General features: G+C 70.6%; 15 protein-coding genes and 2 tRNA genes. 13 read left to right on the forward strand and 4 right to left on the reverse strand.

Annotation, left to right across the window (positions count from 1 at the left end):
- The first annotated feature begins 208 nt into the window (after positions 1-208).
- From KBY32_RS04010 to KBY32_RS04025, 4 genes are all read left to right on the forward strand, one after another.
- Positions 209-805 (forward strand): M48 family metallopeptidase, encoded by a 597-nt coding sequence (locus KBY32_RS04010; protein ID WP_055621917.1) that lies wholly within the window; start codon positions 209-211, stop codon positions 803-805.
- Between the two features lie 150 nt (positions 806-955).
- The gene (locus KBY32_RS04015; protein ID WP_210978915.1) at positions 956-2,662 is read left to right on the forward strand and encodes a TerD family protein; all 1,707 of its coding nucleotides are present in this window, start codon (positions 956-958) and stop codon (positions 2,660-2,662) included.
- 13 nt (positions 2,663-2,675) lie between these two features.
- Positions 2,676-3,356, forward strand: coding sequence for an AIM24 family protein (locus KBY32_RS04020; protein ID WP_055624178.1), 681 nt, complete (start codon positions 2,676-2,678; stop codon positions 3,354-3,356).
- A gap of 18 nt (positions 3,357-3,374) precedes the next feature.
- Positions 3,375-4,130 (forward strand): AIM24 family protein, encoded by a 756-nt coding sequence (locus KBY32_RS04025; RefSeq protein WP_115507492.1) that lies wholly within the window; start codon positions 3,375-3,377, stop codon positions 4,128-4,130.
- A gap of 57 nt (positions 4,131-4,187) precedes the next feature.
- Here KBY32_RS04025 and KBY32_RS04030 read toward each other — a convergent pair whose 3' ends face one another.
- Together KBY32_RS04030 and KBY32_RS04035 are read right to left on the reverse strand one after the other, a co-directional pair.
- Positions 4,188-4,709, reverse strand: coding sequence for an NUDIX hydrolase (locus KBY32_RS04030; protein ID WP_210978916.1), 522 nt, complete (start codon positions 4,707-4,709; stop codon positions 4,188-4,190).
- On the reverse strand, positions 4,706-6,163 hold the full coding sequence (locus KBY32_RS04035; RefSeq protein WP_210978917.1) for a zinc-dependent metalloprotease: 1,458 nt from the start codon (positions 6,161-6,163) through the stop codon (positions 4,706-4,708). Before KBY32_RS04035 ends, KBY32_RS04030 begins: the two co-directional genes overlap by 4 nt.
- Before the next feature lie 192 nt (positions 6,164-6,355).
- Between KBY32_RS04035 and KBY32_RS04040 the strand changes: the two genes are divergently transcribed.
- The 4 genes from KBY32_RS04040 to KBY32_RS04055 all read left to right on the forward strand — a co-directional run bounded on the left by KBY32_RS04040 (position 6,356) and on the right by KBY32_RS04055 (position 9,566).
- Positions 6,356-7,474, forward strand: coding sequence for an SDR family oxidoreductase (locus KBY32_RS04040; protein WP_108708588.1), 1,119 nt, complete (start codon positions 6,356-6,358; stop codon positions 7,472-7,474).
- A gap of 110 nt (positions 7,475-7,584) precedes the next feature.
- The gene (locus KBY32_RS04045; RefSeq protein ID WP_108708589.1) at positions 7,585-8,046 is read left to right on the forward strand and encodes a molybdenum cofactor biosynthesis protein MoaE; all 462 of its coding nucleotides are present in this window, start codon (positions 7,585-7,587) and stop codon (positions 8,044-8,046) included.
- A 175-nt stretch (positions 8,047-8,221) separates the two neighbouring features.
- On the forward strand, positions 8,222-8,386 hold the full coding sequence (locus KBY32_RS04050) for a hypothetical protein (protein WP_164492349.1): 165 nt from the start codon (positions 8,222-8,224) through the stop codon (positions 8,384-8,386).
- An 82-nt stretch (positions 8,387-8,468) separates the two neighbouring features.
- Entirely contained in the window at positions 8,469-9,566 is a 1,098-nt protein-coding gene (locus KBY32_RS04055) for a PDZ domain-containing protein (RefSeq protein ID WP_055624172.1), read from the forward strand.
- A gap of 72 nt (positions 9,567-9,638) precedes the next feature.
- On the opposite strand, the gene KBY32_RS04060 is transcribed toward KBY32_RS04055, so the two are convergent.
- The gene (locus KBY32_RS04060; RefSeq protein ID WP_055624184.1) at positions 9,639-10,181 is read right to left on the reverse strand and encodes a PPA1309 family protein; all 543 of its coding nucleotides are present in this window, start codon (positions 10,179-10,181) and stop codon (positions 9,639-9,641) included.
- 167 nt (positions 10,182-10,348) lie between these two features.
- On the opposite strand from KBY32_RS04060, the gene KBY32_RS04065 reads away from it, so the two are divergent.
- The 4 genes from KBY32_RS04065 to KBY32_RS04080 all read left to right on the forward strand — a co-directional run bounded on the left by KBY32_RS04065 (position 10,349) and on the right by KBY32_RS04080 (position 15,755).
- Positions 10,349-13,300 carry a UPF0182 family protein gene (locus KBY32_RS04065; RefSeq protein ID WP_210979161.1) on the forward strand — a complete coding sequence of 984 codons (2,952 nt, stop codon included), beginning with the start codon at positions 10,349-10,351 and terminating at the stop codon, positions 13,298-13,300.
- A gap of 112 nt (positions 13,301-13,412) precedes the next feature.
- Positions 13,413-13,486 (forward strand) — tRNA-Met (locus KBY32_RS04070).
- Positions 13,487-13,830: 344 nt separating this feature from the next.
- Positions 13,831-15,633 carry a tetratricopeptide repeat protein gene (locus tag KBY32_RS04075; RefSeq protein ID WP_374224899.1) on the forward strand — a complete coding sequence of 601 codons (1,803 nt, stop codon included), beginning with the start codon at positions 13,831-13,833 and terminating at the stop codon, positions 15,631-15,633.
- Positions 15,634-15,681: 48 nt separating this feature from the next.
- Positions 15,682-15,755: transfer RNA gene (locus tag KBY32_RS04080), tRNA-Met, on the forward strand.
- 139 nt (positions 15,756-15,894) lie between these two features.
- Here KBY32_RS04080 and KBY32_RS04085 read toward each other — a convergent pair.
- Positions 15,895-16,311, reverse strand: coding sequence for a Fur family transcriptional regulator (locus tag KBY32_RS04085; protein ID WP_055624170.1), 417 nt, complete (start codon positions 16,309-16,311; stop codon positions 15,895-15,897).
- Positions 16,312-16,465: 154 nt separating this feature from the next.
- Between KBY32_RS04085 and KBY32_RS04090 the strand changes: the two genes are divergently transcribed.
- The gene (locus KBY32_RS04090; protein ID WP_210978919.1) at positions 16,466-17,917 is read left to right on the forward strand and encodes a catalase; all 1,452 of its coding nucleotides are present in this window, start codon (positions 16,466-16,468) and stop codon (positions 17,915-17,917) included.
- The last annotated feature ends 59 nt before the right edge of the window (positions 17,918-17,976 follow it).

The raw sequence follows: 17,976 nt of genomic DNA on the forward strand, positions 1-17,976 counted from the left end.
CCGTCGTGATGGTGCGTCCCCGTGTGCCGGGGGAGCCCGGTCGTGGCGTCCCCGACGTCCGCCAGAATGCACGGTCACGCCGATCGGTGCCGAAAGTTGTCCACAGGCAGTGGATATTCGTCGTACAAATCGGACGGGCCGTGGGGGATCGGAACCGAACCGTCCCGGAGTCGGGACTTCCCCCCGCCACAGCGGGTAACGTCGGGGCGTGTCCGCCGACCCACTGCACCGCGCCGGAACGCCACAGCGCAGTACGACGAGCCCGCCCCTGAGCGGCCCGGGGGCGAACGCGATCGAGGTCCGCAGGAGCGCCCGGCGCCGCCGGACGGTCTCGGCGTACCGCGAGGGCGATCGCACCATCGTGCTCATCCCCGCCCGAATGTCCGAGGCGGAGGAGCAGCGCTGGGTGCGCGTCATGCTCGACAAGCTGGCCGCCCAGGAGAGCAAGAAGGTCCTCGGCGACGCCGAACTGTCCACGCGCGCGGACCGGTTGTCGGAGCAGTATCTGGACGGCCGGGCGCGGCCCGACTCGGTCCGCTGGGTCACCAACCAGAACACCCGCTGGGGCTCGTGCACCCCCGCCGAGGGCAGCATCCGGCTCTCCCACCGGCTGCAGGGAATGCCCGAGTACGTCGTGGACTACGTCCTGCTGCACGAGCTCGCGCATCTCCTCGTCCCCGGACACGGGCCCCGCTTCTGGCGGCTGCTGGAGGCGTATCCCCGCACCGAGCGCGCCAAGGGCTACCTCGAAGGCGTCGTGGCCGCCGAGCGGCTGCCCCATCTGCCCGCCGCCCGGGGCGAGTAGGCGGCGCACGCGCAGGTGTCCGCAGACGACGCCCCCGATTCGGTCGTGGAAGGGTTGTGTACCGGGTCTGTACCGGCTTCGTCCGATGTCCGAGTTTGCCGTTAGCCTGTCGCGACGCACTCACTTCGGGATGGGGGACGGTCGTTACGCATGGCCAGGGAATTCCAACGCGGCCACAAGGCCAGGATCAGTGATCTCACGGCGGGCACGGATCTGTACGTAGGTGTACAGATCGGTGGCCCAGGGCTGACCTTCGACATCAGCTGCTTCGGTCTCGACGCCGACGAACGGCTCTCCGACGACCGTTACTTCATCTTCTTCAATCAGCCGAAGTCCCCCGAGGAGGCCATCCAGATCCTCGGCGCGCAGGCCGGTGACACCGAGTCGTTCCGGGTCACACTCGACAAGATCCCCCCGCAGATCCAGAAGCTGTCCTTCACCGCGACGCTCGACGGCGACGGTCAGATGTCGCAGGTCGGCCCGGGTTACATCCGTATCGTCGCGGGTGGCGAGGAGGTGGCCCGGTACTCCTTCACCGGCTCCGAGTTCACCACCGAACGCGCCGTCATGCTGGGCGACTTCTATCTGAAGGACGTCTGGCGGTTCGCCGCCGTCGGACAGGGCTTCGACGGCGGCCTCGAGGCGCTGCTCAGGAACTTCGGCGGCGAGGTGATGGAGGAGGAGACGCCCGCCGCCGCCCCGCCGCAGTCTCAGGCCGGCGCCGGCGCGCCCAGTTTCGCGCCGCCCGCCCAGGCCGCCCCGGCGCCCGCCTTCGGCGCCCCGGCAGGAGCGCCCGCGCCGGCTCCCGTCCCGCAGCCCGCGGCTCCGCCGGCCCCCGCGCCGGCTCCGGCCGCCCAGGGCTTCGCGCCCCCGCCCGGTGCCACGCCCCCGCCTCCGGCCCCGGCGCCGTCGGTGCACGCCCAGCCGACGATCGTCGCGCCCATGACGCCGCCCGGTGGCACCCCGCCGCCGCCCGCCCCGGCGCCCGCGCCCTACGGCCAGCCCTCCGCGCCGCCGCCTCCCGGCTACGGCTACCCGCAGGCGCCGCAGGCACCCCAGGCCCCGGCCCCGCCGCCCGGCTACGGACAGCCCACCCCGCCCCCGGGATACGGCCAGCAGCCGCCCGCGTACGGGCAGGTCCCGGGCCAGATCCCCGGTCAGGTGCCCGGCCAGGTCCCGCACGGCGCCCCCCAGGCGCCCGGTGTCGCCGCGGCCCTCCAGCAGTTCAAGGAGACGCCGACCGGACAGCGCTGGACGCAGCAGAACAAGAAGATGGTCCGCGTCGACCTCGGCGTCGGAGGCCAGCCCGTGCTGGCCCGCCAGGGCAGTATGGTGCTCTACCAGGGCAAGGTGGACTTCAGCTACAAGGGCGCCGGCTTCTCCGGCCGGATCGTGGGCAACGCGACCGGCCAGGAGATGCAGCTCATGCGCTGCACCGGCCAGGGCCAGGTGTTCCTCGCCGAGGACAACACGATGGTGCACCCCATCGAACTCCAGGGCGACGGCATCTGTGTCTCCGCGGAGAACGTCCTCGCCTTCGACGAGGGCCTGCAGTACGAGGTCCGCCGGATCGAGGGACACGGCATCCCCGGCGGCGCGCTGTTCACGATGCAGTTCACCGGCACCGGCACGATCGTCGTCAAGACGCACGGCACCCCCGTGGTGCTGCCCGTCACGCCCACGACGTTCGCCGACTGCAACGCCGTCGTCGCCTGGTCGTCCGCCGCTCAGGTGGTCGTCTCCAGCCAGGTGCGCATGCGCCGCAACGCCTATCCCGGCGACACCGGCGAGAGCGTGAACCTCCAGTTCCGGGCGGCGCCCGGCAGCTTCGTCGTCGTCCAGCCGTACGAGATCTGAGGGAGAGCCCGTCATGAACCAGCCGCTCGCGGGCTACGCCCCCGCACCCGTCACCGCCCGCATGGAGAACCACGGCAACCACATGGTCAAGGTGGCCATGCAGACCGGGCACGACCTCCTCGCGCGCGTGGGCTCGATGGTCGCCTACGAGGGCTTCGTCCAGTACGAGCCCAACCCGCCCGCCGTCCGCCAGATCGCCAAGGACTGGCTCACCGGTGAGGGCGCGCCGCTGATGAAGTGCTCCGGCGACGGCCTGCTCTACCTCGCCGACTACGGAGCCAACGTCGTCGTGATCAACCTCAACGGCGACGGCATCTCCGTCAACGCCACCAATCTGCTCGCCTTCGACGCGCATCTGACGTGGGGTGTCGAGCGGGTCAAGGGCCTGGCGAAGTTCGCCGGGCAGGGCCTGTGGAACACGAAGATCTCCGGCCAGGGCTGGGTCGCGCTGACCTCCCGGGGCAAGCCGATCGTCGTCGACTGCGGCGGCGGCGAGGACGAGACGTACGTCGACCCCGACGCGCTCGTCGCCTGGTCGCCGAACCTCAAGGTGAAGGGCAAGCGCAGCTTCAAGGCGCAGTCCCTGATCGGCCGGGGCAGCGGCGAGGCCTACCAGATGGCCTTCTCCGGCCAGGGCATCGTCGTCGTCCAGCCGAGCGAGGACAGTACCGACCGCCTCCGGGTCCGGGGCTGAGGGGGAGCGAAGAACGCCATGCAGAGCCCGATTTTCGCCTACAACGACCAGCAGACCCAGGACCGCTGGAGCCTGCAGAACAAGCAGATGCTCCGCGTCGCCCTGGAGGGTCACGACGACGTCCTCGCCCGCAAGGGCACGATGGTCGCCTACCAGGGACTCGTCGAGTTCGACGCCGAGTTCCAGAGCAACCAGCAGTCACGCTCGCGGGCGCGCACCGGTGAGGGCCTGGACCTCATGCGCTGCCACGGACAGGGCGTCGTCTACCTCGCCAACCTCAAGCAGCACGTCCACCTCGTGGACGTCGACCAGGACGGGCTGACCGTCGACAGCAGCTATGTGCTGGCGATGGACTCCTCGCTGCACCACGAGGTCATCGCCGTGGACAGCCTCTACGGCATCTCCGGCTCCGGGAAGTACCAGCTCAACATCACCGGCCGCGGCAAGGTCGCCCTGATGACCTCCGGCATGCCGCTGATGATGCAGGTGACGCCCGACAAGTACGTCAACTGCGACGCCGACGCGATCGTGGCCTGGTCCACCGGGCTGCGGGTGCAGATGCAGGCGCAGACGCACTCCTCCGGGGTGTGGCGGCGCCGCGGCAACACCGGTGAGGGCTGGGAGCTCAGCTTCATGGGCACCGGCTTCGCGCTGGTCCAGCCCAGCGAGCTGCTGCCGCCGCAGAACGCCCAGATCGGCTCCGGCCTCGCCGCCCAGTACGGCATGGGCCAGCAGGGCGCCCGGGGTCAGAACCAGGGCAACGTCTGGAGCTGACCGGGCACCGGCCCGCACGCGTGAGGGGTGACCGCCCGGCGGTCGCCCCTCACGCGTTCACAGCCGCGCGCGCGTGGCCTCCAGCAGCCGTACGACCGACTCGTCCGCCACGTCCGGGACCTCGTCGTAGGCGAACCAGCGCACGTCCAGTGACTCGTCGCTGATCGCGTGCTCGGCGTCCGAGGGCGCGAGGACGGCGTACTGCACGTCCAGATGCCAGTTGCAGGGCGCCGGGATGGGATGCCGGTCGAGGCGCACCGGGCCGCCAGGCAGCAGCGTCAGACCGGTGACGCCGGACTCCTCGGTGGCCTCGCGCAGGGCGGCCGCCGCCAGGGTCGCGTCGCCCGGCTCGCAGTGGCCGCCCATCTGCAGCCACATCCGCAGCTTTCTGTGCAGCGTCAGCAGCACCCGTCCGCGGTCGGGGTCGACCACCAGGGCGCTCGCCGTGATATGGCCGTCCGAGCAGGCCTTCCACAGTCCGTCGGGGTGCGCCGCGAGATGGTCGAGGTAGACCTGGCGCAGCTCGCTCTGGTCCTCGTACCCCTTGAGCACCAGGACCGCGTCGTCGTACAGGCTCACTCGCCGTCGTCGTCCTTCCGGCGGTCCTCGCCGTCCTCGGGGCCCTTGCTCAGGTCCGGCTTGCCCGTGGAGCCGCCACCGCTCGCCGCCTCGCCGAGCATCTTGTCGAGCTCGGAGAAATCGATCTGCTCGCGGTGCACGAAGCCGTCCGGGTCGTCCAGGTCGCTCGCCGTCGGCAGCATGTCCGGGTGGTGCCACAGGGCGTCCCGGCCGTCGACACCGCGCGCGTCCGTGAGCGAGGCCCACAGCCGGGAGGCGTCGCGCAGCCGGCGCGGACGCAGCTCGAGCCCGATGAGCGTGGCGAAGGTCTGCTCGGCCGGACCGCCCGACGCACGACGGCGGCGCAGCGTCTCGCGCAGCGCGTCCGCGGACGACAGACGGGGCTTCGCGGCCGCGTGCACCACCGCGTCCACCCAGCCCTCGACCAGCGCCAGAGCCGTCTCCAGACGGGCAAGGGCGGCCTTCTGCTCGGGGGTGTCCTCCGGCTGGAACATGCCCTGCTGGAGCGCGTCCTGCAGCTGCTCGGGGTTCTGCGGGTCGAACTGGCCGACGACGTCCTCCAGCTTGGCGGTGTCGACCTTGATCCCGCGCGCGTACCCGTCGACCGCGCCGAACAGATGGGAGCGCAGCCACGGCACATGGGCGAAGAGCCGCTGGTGGGCGGCCTCGCGCAGCGCCAGATACAGGCGCACCTCCTCCTGCGGCACACTCAGGTCCTTGCCGAACGACTCGATGTTGACCGGAAGGAGCGCGGCCTTCCCGGCCGGGCCGAGCGGCAGGCCGATGTCGGTGGAGCCGACGACCTCGCCCGCGAGCACGCCCACGGCCTGCCCGATCTGCGTGCCGAACATGGCGCCGCCCATCGAGCGCATCATGCCGATCAGCGGGCCGGCCATGGCCTGCATCTCCTCGGGCAGCACATCGCCCATGGCGTTGCCGACGCGCTCGGCCACCGGGTCGACCAGCTCCTGCCACGCGGGCAGGGTCGCCTCGACCCACTCCGCGCGGCTCCAGGCGACGGCGGTGCCCGCGCCCGACGGCAGCGACGTCGCGTCGTCGAGCCACAGGTCGGCGAGGCGGACCGCCTCCTGCACGGCGGTGCGGTCGGCGGGGCCGACGCTGGCGTCCTTGGTGCCGTCCGCCGTGCCCTGGGAGACCGTCTGGCGGGCGATCTGCTTGGCCATGTCCCAGTTCACCGGGCCGCCCTCGTAGGAGAGCATCTGGCCGAGCTGCTGGAAGGCGGCGCCCAGGTCGTTGGGGCTCAGAGAACCGAACATCGCTGCGAACGGATTGTCGGCGCCCGGGCTGCCAAAGCCTCCGGCACCGGGCAGCCCGAAGCCGAACGGGTTGGACGGTCCCTGACCACCACCGCTCTCCTGGTCCTTCTTCTTGCCCTCGTCGCCGTCGTCCGGCTCCTCCGGCGGAAGGCCGAATCCGAATGGGGTGTCACTCACGGGATTCCTCGGCTGGTAAGGCCACCGGCTGGCGCCGGCGGCACGACTGCCCGATAACACCACCCAGCGTAGACACCTGTGCCCGATCGGGCCTCGGTGCTTCGCCGACTCTCGGCCTGCGGCAGGATGGATGCCACCTGGTACGTACGCGTCACTCACGCTCGTACTGAAGACAACCGCTGGAGACGCCCGGTGAGTTCCCCCGATCCGCAGGTTCGCGCAGCGCGAAACCGGTCAACCCCTCCCGCGCGCGGTGTGCGCGGTCCCGTCGTCGCGGTCACCGGTGCCGCGTCCGGCGTCGGTGCCCTGCTCACGGAGCGGCTCGTCGCCTCCGACGAGGTCAAGCAGGTCATCGCGATCGACGAGCGGCGCGGCGACTGCGCGGAGGCGCAGTGGCACATCCTGGACGTCCGTGACCCGGCCATCGCGGAGAAGCTGCGCGGCGCCGACGTCGTCGTGCACCTGGCGCTCGACCTCGATCTGGAGACGGATCCCGCCGCGCGGACCGCCTACAACGTTCGGGGGACCCAGACCGTCCTGACGGCCGCCGCGGCCGCCGGAGTGCACCGCGTGGTGCTGTGCACCTCCGCGATGGTCTACGGCGCCCTGCCGGACAACGAGCTGCCGCTGTCCGAGGACGCCGAGCTGCGGGCGACCGCCGAGGCCACCGGCGTCGGCGATCTGCTGGAGATCGAGCGCCTGGCGCGCCGCGCCCCCCGCGCCCACCCGGGCCTCAATGTCACGGTCGTCCGCCCGGCGGTCCTGGTCGGCGGCACCGACACCGCGCTGACCAGGTACTTCGAGTCGCCCCGGCTGCTGGTGGTCGCCGGGTCGCGGCCCGCCTGGCAGTTCTGCCATGTCGAGGACCTGTGCGGCGCCCTGGAGTACGCCGTCCTGGAGAAGGTCGACGGGGAACTGGCCGTCGGCTGCGACGGATGGCTGGAGCAGGAGGAGGTCGAGGAACTCAGCGGGATCCGGCGGATGGAACTGCCGTCCGCGGTGGCCCTCGGCGCGGCGGCCCGGCTGCACCGCATCGGCCTGACGCCGTCGCCGGCGGGGGACCTCGCCTACACGATGTACCCGTGGGTGGTCAGCGGGAGCCGGCTGCACGACGCCGGGTGGCGGCCGCAGTGGACCAACGAGGAGGTGCTCGCGGAGCTGCTGGAGGAGGTCTCCGGACGGCACACGGTCGCCGGACGGCGCCTGGGCCGCAAGGATGCGACGGCCGCCGGTGCCGCGGGTGCGACGGTGGCGCTGCTGGGCGCCGCGGCGGTGGTCCGCAGGGCGCGCAAGGCCCGCCGCCGGATCTGACCGCGCCCGGACGGCCCCGTGCCGTCTGTAGGAGGCTCCAAAGAGCCACACGCGTGTGCCGGGCGATGACGCTATTCCCCGCCCTCGCGCGCGTGGGGCACGATGGGGGCATGGCACCTACCAGTGATCACCCCGGTGAGCAGGGCGCTCAGGACCCGGTCAAGCTCATCGGCATCCGTGAGACACCCCTCTCCGTGGACGAGGTCTTCCGGGCCGTCGGGGACGACGCGTCCGGCGGGACCGCGCTGTTCGTGGGCACCGTGCGCAACCACGACGGGGGCGCCGACGTGGACGCGCTGACGTACTCGTGCCATCCCAGCGCCGAGGCCGAGATGCGCCGGATCGCGGAGAAGGTCGTCGCCGGGTTCCCGGTGCGGGCGCTCGCCGCAGTGCACCGCGTGGGCGACCTCGCGGTCGGTGACCTCGCCGTCGTCGTCGCCGTCTCCTGCCCCCACCGCGGCGAGGCGTTCGAGGCGTGCCGGAAGCTGATCGACGACCTCAAGCACGAGGTGCCGATCTGGAAGCACCAGAGGTTCTCGGACGGCACCGAGGAGTGGGTCGGCGCCTGCTGACCCGTCCGCGCCGGCTGATCGTCCGCGCCCGCCGACCCGTCCGCCGGAGGCCTCCGGGGACCCGTCCACCCCACTCGGCTTGCGTAACCGCACCCCGGGCATGAGCGTTGTCAGTGCCAGCGGTTAATCTGCTGATCAGTCAGTTTGCGGTTCGCTCTGGGGACGGGAGGCGCGCATGACGGCGCTCGCCTGGTTGCTGATTCCGCTCGGGGCCGCGATCGGCGCCGGCCTGTGGGGGAGCTGGGCCAACAGGACCCGCAGAACCCGCGGCGACGGGCCCGAGCTCGACGGGTACGCGCGGTTCCGCGCCGCCATGGAGAAGCCCCCGTCCCGGACCTGATCACCGGCGCCCCAGGGCGCCCGCGTGGTCCGGATCCCGGCCCTGACGGGGCTCTGACAGGACTGTCACGTACTGTCGTGCCATGCCACGCCGCACCGCGACGATGCTCGCCTCCACTCTGATGCTGATCGCGCTCCTGTGCGCGGGGGTCTTCATCCGCGTGCCGTATGCCGAGATGTCCCCGGGGCCCACGGTGAACACCCTGGGGGAGCACGACGGCGAGCCGGTGCTGCAGATCTCCGGGCGCAAGACCTATCCGACGAGCGGCCACCTCAACATGACCACCGTGCGGGTCACGAGCGCCGACTACCGGATGAACCTCGTGGAGGCCGTCTACGGCTGGCTGGCGCACGACAACAAGGTCGTGCCGCACGACACCCTCTATCCGGACGGCAAGACGGAGGAGGAGTCCACCCAGGAGAACGCCGAGGAGTTCAGCCAGTCCCAGGAGAGCGCGAAGGTCGCCGCCCTGAAGGCGCTGGACATCCCGGTGCGCAGCTGGGTGATCGTCTCGACGGTCGTGAAGGGCAGCCCGGCGGAGGGCAAGCTGCACGCCGGTGACGTGATCAAGGCCGTCGACGGAACCGCCGTGAAGAAGCCCGGGGACGTCGCCGACCTGGTGACCAAGCACGAGCCCGGCCAGGACGTCGTCTTCACGATCGTCCCGGCCAAGGAGCAGGCCGCCGCGGAGAAGGAGCGCCGCATGCCGCAGGGCAGCGAGAAGGTGACGATCAGGACCGCCGAGTCCGACGACAGCGGCGCCAAGCGCGCCATCGTCGGCATCTCCGCCGGGACCGACCACACCTTCCCGTTCGACATCGACATCAAGCTCGCCGACGTCGGCGGCCCCAGCGCGGGCCTGATGTTCGCGCTCGGGCTCTACGACAAGCTGACGCCGGGCAGCCTCACCGGCGGGAAGTTCGTCGCCGGCACGGGCACCATCGACGACGCGGGCAAGGTCGGTCCCATCGGCGGCATCGAGATGAAGACCGTGGGCGCGCGCGACAAGGGCGCCCAGTTCTTCCTCACCCCCGCCGACAACTGCGCCACCGCCGCCCGGGACGTCCCCGACGGGCTCACCCTGGTCAAGGTCGACACCATCGACGACGCGCTCGGCGCCCTGAAGGACATCCGCTCCGGCGACACCGCCGGACTGCCGAAGTGCACCACCGGGAGCTGACCCGGTCCGGCACCTACGACGGCGGGGCGCCCCCCGAATGAGGGGGCGCCCCGCCGTCGTATCCCGAGGTCCTCAGTCCTCGAACGTCGCCGCCAGCGCCTGCGCCAGGCCGGGCACCAGCTCGGGACCGGTCAGGACCTCCGTCGGGGTGTCCTTCTCGCGCAGCCGCAGCGCCGACTCACGGCTGCCGTCGCGCAGCACCGCCACCGTCATCCGGACCTCCTGACGCTCTGGGTGCTCCGCCACCCAGCGCGTCAGCTCGGCATCGCTCAGGCCCTGCGGCACCTGCGCCTCGGCGGACGGCGGCAGCATGAGGCGCTCGACCGTGAGCGCGCAGCCGGTGACGGCGTCGGGCCAGGCGATCGTGCCGAGGAACTCGTCGAGCTGCTTGCCCGTTGGAAGTTCGTCCTGCTCGATCGGGGTCAGGCCGGTGGACTCCTGCTCGTCCCCCAGGCCGAGCTGGGCGGCGAGGCCGGGTTCCTGGACTCGCAGCCGTGCGGTGTCGACGAGGGCGAAGAGGCGGGCGGGCTGGTCCCAGCCGAGTCCGGAGGCGTACTCGTCGATCTCGAGAACGGCCCGGGTCAGCGGGTTGGCTGCCATGGGAGTGTTGGACATGGTCACAATCCTGCCTCGTTCCTGGCCCGAATCGGGAACCGAGTAAAGGGTGAGTAAGTTGCATAGGTGTGGACCCGCGATCACGGGGGGCCACAGAGGGTCCACGAAGACGCGGGCCTGACCCAGACCAACAGCGAACTTCGGGGTGCGAAACCTTGGCTTTCCAGATGCCGGACCGCGGCGGAGGCCCGACCGGGCCACGGATGAGAGTGGGCCGCCCGTCCCGGCGGGTCCGGACCCTGCTCATGACACTGGGCGTCCTCGCCGTCCTCGGCATGGTCTTCACCATGTTCGCGGGGTTCTGGACGGACTGGCTCTGGTACCGGTCGGTGAACTACTCGTCGGTGTTCACGACGACGCTGTGGACCAAGATCGGACTGTTCTTCGTCTTCGGTCTGCTGATGGCCCTCGCGGTCGGCTTCAACATCTGGCTGGCCCACCGGCTGCGCCCGCCGCTGAGCGCGATGTCGATGGAGCAGCAGAACCTCGACCGCTACCGCATGGGCATCGCGCCCTACAAGAAGTGGCTGCTGATCGCCATCACGGCGCTGGTCGGCCTGATCGCCGGCGCCTCCGCCTCCAGCCAGTGGCGGACCTGGCTGATGTGGGTCAACGGCGTGCCCTTCGGTGAGAAGGACCCGCAGTTCCACCTCGACGTCGGCTTCTACGCCTTCGACCTGCCCTGGTACCGGTTCCTGCTCGGCTTCGGCTTCGCCGCCGTGATCCTCTCCGTGATCGCCGCCGCGCTCACCCACTACCTGTACGGCGGGCTGCGCATCACCAGCCCCGGCGCGCGCGCCACGGCCGCCGCCACCGGGCACCTCTCGGTCCTCCTCGGCATCTTCGTCGCGCTGAAGGCCGTCGCGTACTGGCTCGACCGGTACGGCCTGGCGGTCAAGTCCAGCGACTTCAAGGCCACCGACAACTGGACCGGTCTGCGGTACGTCGACGCCAACGCCTATCTGCCGGCGAAGACGATCCTGTTCTGCATCGCGGTCATCTGCGCCCTGCTGTTCTTCGCCACCCTGTGGCGGCGCACCTGGCAGCTGCCCGTGATCGGCTTCGGCCTGATGGTGCTGTCCGCGATCCTGATCGGCGGCCTGTACCCGGCGATCGTGCAGAAGTTCCAGGTCCAGCCGAACGAGCAGGCCAAGGAAGCGCCGTACGTCGAGAAGAACCTGAAGGCGACGCGTGACGCCTACGGCATCGACGGCACCCAGGTCACCGAGTACCCCGGCACCAGCGAGACCGAGGACAAGACCAAGCTGCGCGACGACGTGGGCTCCACGGCGAGCATCCGCATCATGGACCCGAACATCGTCTCGCCGACGTTCCAGCAGCTCCAGCAGATCAGGAACTACTACGCGTTCCCGACCAACCTGGACGTGGACCGGTACAGCAAGGACGGCAAGGACCAGGACACGGTCATCGGTCTGCGCGAGATCAACCTCAACGGCATCCCGAAGCGCAACTGGATCAACGACCACTTCCGGTACACCCACGGATACGGCGCGGTGGCCGCGGAGGGCACCAACGCCGACTCCCAGGGCCGCCCGGATTTCACCGAGTCCGACCTGCCGTCCAAGGGCGACCTCGGGACGTACGAGCAGCGGGTCTACTACGGCGAGAAGACCACGATGTACTCGATCGTCGGCGGTCCCCAGAAGGAGATCGACTACTCCGACGACAGCGGTGAGAAGACCTACAGCTACAAGGGCGACAGCGGGGTCAGCCTCTCCAACCCGGTCAACCGGGCCGCGTACGCCGTGGCGTTCGGCGAGCCGCAGATCCTGTACTCGGGTGCCATCGGCGACGGTTCGCGCATCCTGTACAACCGCACGCCCAAGGAGCGCGTCGAGGCGGTCGCCCCGTGGCTGACCATCGACGGCGACGCCTACCCGGCGGTCGTGGACGGACGGATCCAGTGGATCGTCGACGCGTACACGACGACGAACGGCTACCCGTACTCCTCGCGCACGACCCTCGGCGACACCACGGCCGACTCGCTGACCGCCACCAACGACAACCGCGCGGTGGTGGCCCAGCAGAACCAGGTCAACTACATCCGCAACTCGGTGAAGGCGACGGTCGACGCCTACACCGGTGAGGTCAAGCTGTTCCAGTGGGACACCAAGGACCCCGTCCTGAAGACCTGGATGAAGGCCTTCCCCGGCACGGTGAAGGCCAAGAGCGAGATCTCCAGCGGGCTCATGGCCCATCTGCGGTACCCGCAGGACCTGTTCAAGGTCCAGCGTGAGCTGCTCACCCGCTACCACGTGAAGGACGCCACGACGTTCCTCAGCGGCAGCGAGGTCTGGCAGGTCCCGGACGACCCGACCAACAAGTCGGGCAGCGCGGTGCCGCCGTACTACCTGAGCATGAAGATGCCCGACCAGCAGGCGCAGGCGTTCTCCCTGACGACGACGTTCACGCCGAACGGCAGGGACAACCTCAGCGCGTTCATGGCGGTCGACGCGGAGGCGGGGACCGGTGACTACGGCAAGATCAGAATTCTGAAACTGCCGACCAACACCACGGTCAACGGCCCCAGTCAGGTGCAGAGCCAGTTCAACTCCGAGCAGAACATCGCCGAGACGATCAGGCTGCTGAGAGGCGGCGACTCGGAGGTCGAGTACGGCAACCTGCTGGCGGTCCCGCTGGACGGCGGACTGCTCTACGTGGAGCCGGTCTACGTCCGCGGTGGCGGGCTGAAGTACCCGCTGCTGCGCAAGGTGCTGGTGTCCTACGGCGGCGCGACCGCCTTCGAGGACACGCTCGACGAGGCGCTGAACAAGGTCTTCGGAGCCGAGGGCCCGACCACCGAGCCGCCGGACGAGGGCGACGACGGCGGTACGACCCCGCCGCCGAAGTCCAACGACCCGACGGTCCAGGAAGCGCTCGACGACGCCCAGAAGGCGTTCGACGCCGGCCAGGAAGCCCTGAAGAAGGGTGACTGGGAGGCGTACGGCAAGGCGCAGAAGGACCTTCAGGACGCGCTGCGGCGGGCCGAGGACGCCCAGGACGCCGCGAACAAGGGCGCCGGCGGATCCGGTGACGGGGACGCGGACGCCAAGCCGAGCAAGAGTCCCGAGCCGACCAGCAGTCCGACCGGGACCTAGGGTGTCTTGCCGGTCATGCCGGGAGCCCGGCATGACCGGCAAGACACCTCCTGAGGGCGCTGAGCTGGTCAAAAGGCCCACCCCGCGCCGTGGTACGGTTGCAACACAACGGCGCGGGGTGGAGCAGCTCGGTAGCTCGCTGGGCTCATAACCCAGAGGTCGCAGGTTCAAATCCTGTCCCCGCTACTGAAGTCGGCGATTCGATCGTGCGACAAGCGAAGGCCCGGATCCTCATGGATCCGGGCCTTCGTGGTGTGCGAACGCATGTGCAGGGCAGCGGGATGGACGCGCCGCCGTGGCGAGTTGGGCCGTCTGTGTTTGACTTGTCTCTCTGTGGGCATGTCGACAAAACGCTGAAGTGACCTCACTGGCTGCGGTATACCAGGTGTACCCAGGTTGCAGGTGGTGCGACGATGGACGTTATGGGGGACAAGGCAACTCTGTTGGATACAGGGCGGTTTGTGCAGCCTGCCGACTATGCGCAGTCGGCGGGCGATTCCGTGCAGCCGATGGAGGACGCCTCGCAGCCGATGAGTGATCTGGTGCAGCCGGAGGACACCCCGGCCCTCGACCGCCCCCTGGACGCCGACGACGCGGGGGAGGCCGCCGAGGAGGCACGCCACCGGCTCGCCGCGCAGAGCGGCGAGGTCGAGGCCATGAGCGTCCTCGGGGCCATGCTGCTGCGCCGTGGCGACCTCGACGGCGCCGAGCCCCATCTGCGGGCCGCCACCGCCGCGGGCGACCGGGCCGCGGCCAACAACCTGGGCGTCCTGCTGCACCAGCGCGGCTACGCCGACGAGGCCGCCGGCTGGTGGCGGATCGCCGCTGTCGCCGGTTCGGCCGCGGCCGCGCACGCGCTCGGCCGGCACCACCGCGAGCGCGGCGACGAGCCCGCCGCCGAGTACTGGCTGCGGCAGTCCGCCGAGCAGGGACACGCGCTGGGCGCCTACGCACTCGCCGATCTGCTGGAGCACCGCAGCGACCCCGGCGCCGAGCGCTGGATGCGGGCGGCCGCCGAGCGCGGCCACCGCGAGGCGGCGTACCGGCTGGCCCGCGCGCTCGACCGTCAGGCCGGCCATACGGACCTGGACGGGCCGGACAACGGTGTCGCCGCGGACGAGGCCGCGCCGGAGGAGGCCGAGCAGTGGTACCGGCAGGCCGCCGCGCGCGGACACCGCCGGGCCGCCCTGCACCTCGGGGCCATCCTCGAGCGGCGGGGCGAGCTCAAGGAGGCCGGGCGCTGGTATCTGACGTCCGCCAAGGACGGCGAGCCGCGGGCCGCCTGCGCGCTGGGCTTCCTGCTGCGCGACGCCGGGGACAGCGAGAGCGCCGCCGTGTGGTGGCTGCGGGCCGCCCAGGACGGCGACGGCAACGCGGCCAACGCCCTGGGCGCGCTGCACGCCGAGCGGGGCGAGACGCAGACCGCCGAGCGCTGGTACCGGGCCGCCATGGACGCCGGGGACGTGAACGGCGCCTACAACCTGGGGCTGCTGTGCGCCGAGCAGAAGCGCACCGCACAGGCCGAGCAGTGGTACCGGCGGGCCGCGTACGCCGGGCATCGCGAGGCGGCGAACGCGCTGGCCATCCTGCTGCTCCAGGTCGGGGACGCCGCGGGCGCCGAGCCCTGGTTCTCCAAGGCCGCCGAGGCCGGCAGCGTGGACGCCGCGTTCAACCTGGGCATCCTGCACGCCGGACGGGGCGAGGAGGAGGCCGCGCTGCGCTGGTACGAGCGCGCGGCCGCCGCCGGGCACTCGGAGGCGGCGCTGCAGGTCGGCATCGCGCGGCTGCGGGACGGGGACGAGTTCGCGGCCGAGCGGCATCTGCGGTGCGCGGCCGGGGCCGGCAGTGCCGAGGCGGCGTACCGGCTGGCGACCCTGCTCGACGCGCGGCGCCCGCCGGAGCCCGCGCACGAGCTCGGCGAGACGGTGCACGAGAAGACGGAGTGCGAGGAGTGGTACGAGCGCGCGGCGACCCAGGGGCACCGGCGCGCCCAGGTCAGGGTCGGCATGCTGGCCGCCGCGCGCGGTGACGTCGTGGAGGCGGCCGAGTGGTACCGGAGGGCCGCCGAGGCCGGCTCGCGCAACGGCGCGTTCAACCTCGGTCTGCTGCTGGCGAGGGAGGGCAGCGAGCCCGAGGCCGCCGTGTGGTGGACCCGTGCGGCGGACGCCGGGCACGGGCGGTCGGCCTTGCGCCTCGCCCTGGTCTACGCGCGTCGCGGCGAGCTGGCGGAGGGCCAGCGCTGGGCCGACCGCGCGGTGACCCTCGGCCCCAAGGAGGTCGCGCAGCGCGCGGCACGCCTGCGGGACGCTCTGCGGGAGGAACTGTCCGCCTGAAGTGATTTGCCTCTGTCCGCGTCCTTGACGTAGTGTTCATTTCACCGACGCGGGGTGGAGCAGCTCGGTAGCTCGCTGGGCTCATAACCCAGAGGTCGCAGGTTCAAATCCTGTCCCCGCTACTCAAGGCCAAGGGCCGGAATCCTCAGGGATTCCGGCCCTTGGTGTTTTCACCTGGTGTTTGCGCCGTCCCCTGCCCCGCGCCGGCCGGGCAGCACGAAGCCCCGGCACCTCAGGGGCGCCGGGGCTTCAGGAGCGTGCTCAGGCCTTGGAGCAGTTCGGGCAGACGCCGCGGTAGGTGACCTCGACCTCGGACACCGAGAAGCCGAAGCGCTCGGAGTCGGGGAGGTCGGCCAGCGGGTTCCCGGTGGGGTGGACGTCCCGGATCGTCCCGCACTGGGCGCACACCAGGTGGTGGTGCGGCCGGTGCGCGTTCGGGTCGTACCGCTTGGCACGCTTGTCGGTGGAGACCTCCACCACCTCGCCGAGGGACACGAGCTCACCCAGCGTGTTGTAGACGGTGGCGCGCGAGATCTCGGGCAGCTTGGCGACAGCTCGGGCGTGCACCTCGTCGGCCGTCATATGGACGTGCTCGCCGGCGAGGACCTCGGCCACGACACGCCGCTGCGCGGTCATGCGCCATCCGCGTCCACGCAGCCGTTCCAGAAGGTCACTCATGGAGGACACCTTAACAGCACCAGGACCAGGTTCTGAACAGATGTGACTTTGGAGCTTCACTTGACTTAGACAATGTCCATTGTAGGATCGGTGATGAACTTGACCAAGAAACAGGAAGGGTCGGGTTCACCCAGAACCAAGCAGGAGGCGTTACGTGACCCAGGGACCGCTCACGACGGAGGCCGGAGCTCCGGTGGCCGACAACCAGAACAGCGAGACCGCGGGGATCGGCGGCCCGGTCCTCGTCCAGGACCAGCTCCTGCTCGAGAAGCTCGCGCACTTCAACCGGGAGCGCATCCCGGAGCGCGTGGTGCACGCCCGCGGCGCCGGCGCGTACGGCACCTTCAGGGTGACCGGCGACGTCACGCGGTACACCCGGGCGAAGTTCCTGTCCGAGGTGGGCAAGGAGACCGAGGTCTTCCTGCGCTTCTCCACGGTCGCGGGCAACCTGGGCGCGGCGGACGCGGTGCGCGACCCGCGCGGTTTCGCGGTGAAGTTCTACACCGAGGAGGGCAACTACGACCTCGTCGGCAACAACACCCCGGTGTTCTTCATCCGGGACGCGATCAAGTTCCCCGACTTCATCCACACCCAGAAGCGCGACCCGTACACCGGCTCGCAGGAGGCGGACAACGTCTTCGACTTCTGGGGTCTGTCGCCCGAGTCGACCCACCAGGTGACCTGGCTGTTCGGCGACCGCGGCATCCCGGCGTCCTACCGCCACATGGACGGCTTCGGCTCGCACACCTACCAGTGGAACAACGAGGCCGGCGAGGCCTTCTGGGTCAAGTACCACTTCAAGACGGACCAGGGCGTCAAGAACCTGACCGCGGAGGAGGCCGAGGTCCTCGCGGGCAAGGACCCCGACTCGCACCAGCGCGATCTGCGCGAGGCCATCGAGCGCGGCGAGTACCCAACCTGGACCGTGTCCGTGCAGATCATGCCGGTGGCCGAGGCGGCGACCTACCGCTTCAACCCGTTCGACCTGACCAAGGTCTGGCCGCACGCGGACTACCCGCTGATCGAGTTCGGCAAGCTGGAGCTCAACCGCAACCCGGAGAACATCTTCGCCGAGGTCGAGCAGTCGATCTTCAGCCCCGCCCACTTCGTGCCGGGCATCGGTCCCTCCCCGGACAAGATGCTCCAGGGCCGTCTCTTCGCGTACGGCGACGCCCACCGCTACCGCGTCGGCATCAACGCCGACCACCTGCCGGTGAACCGTCCGCACGCCACCGAGGCGCGCACCCACTCCCGTGACGGCCACCTCTACGACGGCCGCCACAAGGGCGCGAAGAACTACGAGCCGAACAGCTTCGGCGGCCCCTTCCAGACGGACCGCCCGCTGTGGCAGCCCGTGCAGGTCGGCGGGGTCACCGGTGAGACGGTCACGCCCGTCCACGCCGAGGACAACGACTTCGTCCAGGCGGGCAACCTCTACCGGCTGATGTCGGAGGACGAGAAGGAGCGCCTGGTGAAGAACCTGGCGAACGCCATCTCCGGTGTGACGCGCGACGACATCGCCGAGCGCGCGATCGACAACTTCCGTCAGGCCGACGAGGACTTCGGCAAGCGGCTGGAGGCCGCCGTGCAGGCACTGCGCGGCTGACCGAAGGCGCTGGACCGCTTGCCGCGGCGGACGGGCCGGGCTCCGTGGGGGAGTCCGGC

It is taken from the genome of Streptomyces sp. RK62 (assembly GCF_018070255.1).
Taxonomy (GTDB): domain Bacteria; phylum Actinomycetota; class Actinomycetes; order Streptomycetales; family Streptomycetaceae; genus Streptomyces; species Streptomyces nigra.

Coding starts and splice junctions, on each gene's coding strand:
- KBY32_RS04050 (WP_164492349.1), top strand. CDS start 8,222: ATGACGGCGCTCGCCTGGTTGCTGATTCCGCTCGGGGCCGCGATCGGC.
- KBY32_RS04045 (WP_108708589.1), top strand. CDS start 7,585: ATGGCACCTACCAGTGATCACCCCGGTGAGCAGGGCGCTCAGGACCCG.
- KBY32_RS04065 (WP_210979161.1), top strand. CDS start 10,349: ATGCCGGACCGCGGCGGAGGCCCGACCGGGCCACGGATGAGAGTGGGC.
- KBY32_RS04085 (WP_055624170.1), bottom strand. CDS start 16,311: ATGAGTGACCTTCTGGAACGGCTGCGTGGACGCGGATGGCGCATGACC.
- KBY32_RS04075 (WP_374224899.1), top strand. CDS start 13,831: ATGAGTGATCTGGTGCAGCCGGAGGACACCCCGGCCCTCGACCGCCCC.
- KBY32_RS04020 (WP_055624178.1), top strand. CDS start 2,676: ATGAACCAGCCGCTCGCGGGCTACGCCCCCGCACCCGTCACCGCCCGC.
- KBY32_RS04025 (WP_115507492.1), top strand. CDS start 3,375: ATGCAGAGCCCGATTTTCGCCTACAACGACCAGCAGACCCAGGACCGC.
- KBY32_RS04055 (WP_055624172.1), top strand. CDS start 8,469: ATGCCACGCCGCACCGCGACGATGCTCGCCTCCACTCTGATGCTGATC.
- KBY32_RS04060 (WP_055624184.1), bottom strand. CDS start 10,181: ATGTCCAACACTCCCATGGCAGCCAACCCGCTGACCCGGGCCGTTCTC.
- KBY32_RS04015 (WP_210978915.1), top strand. CDS start 956: ATGGCCAGGGAATTCCAACGCGGCCACAAGGCCAGGATCAGTGATCTC.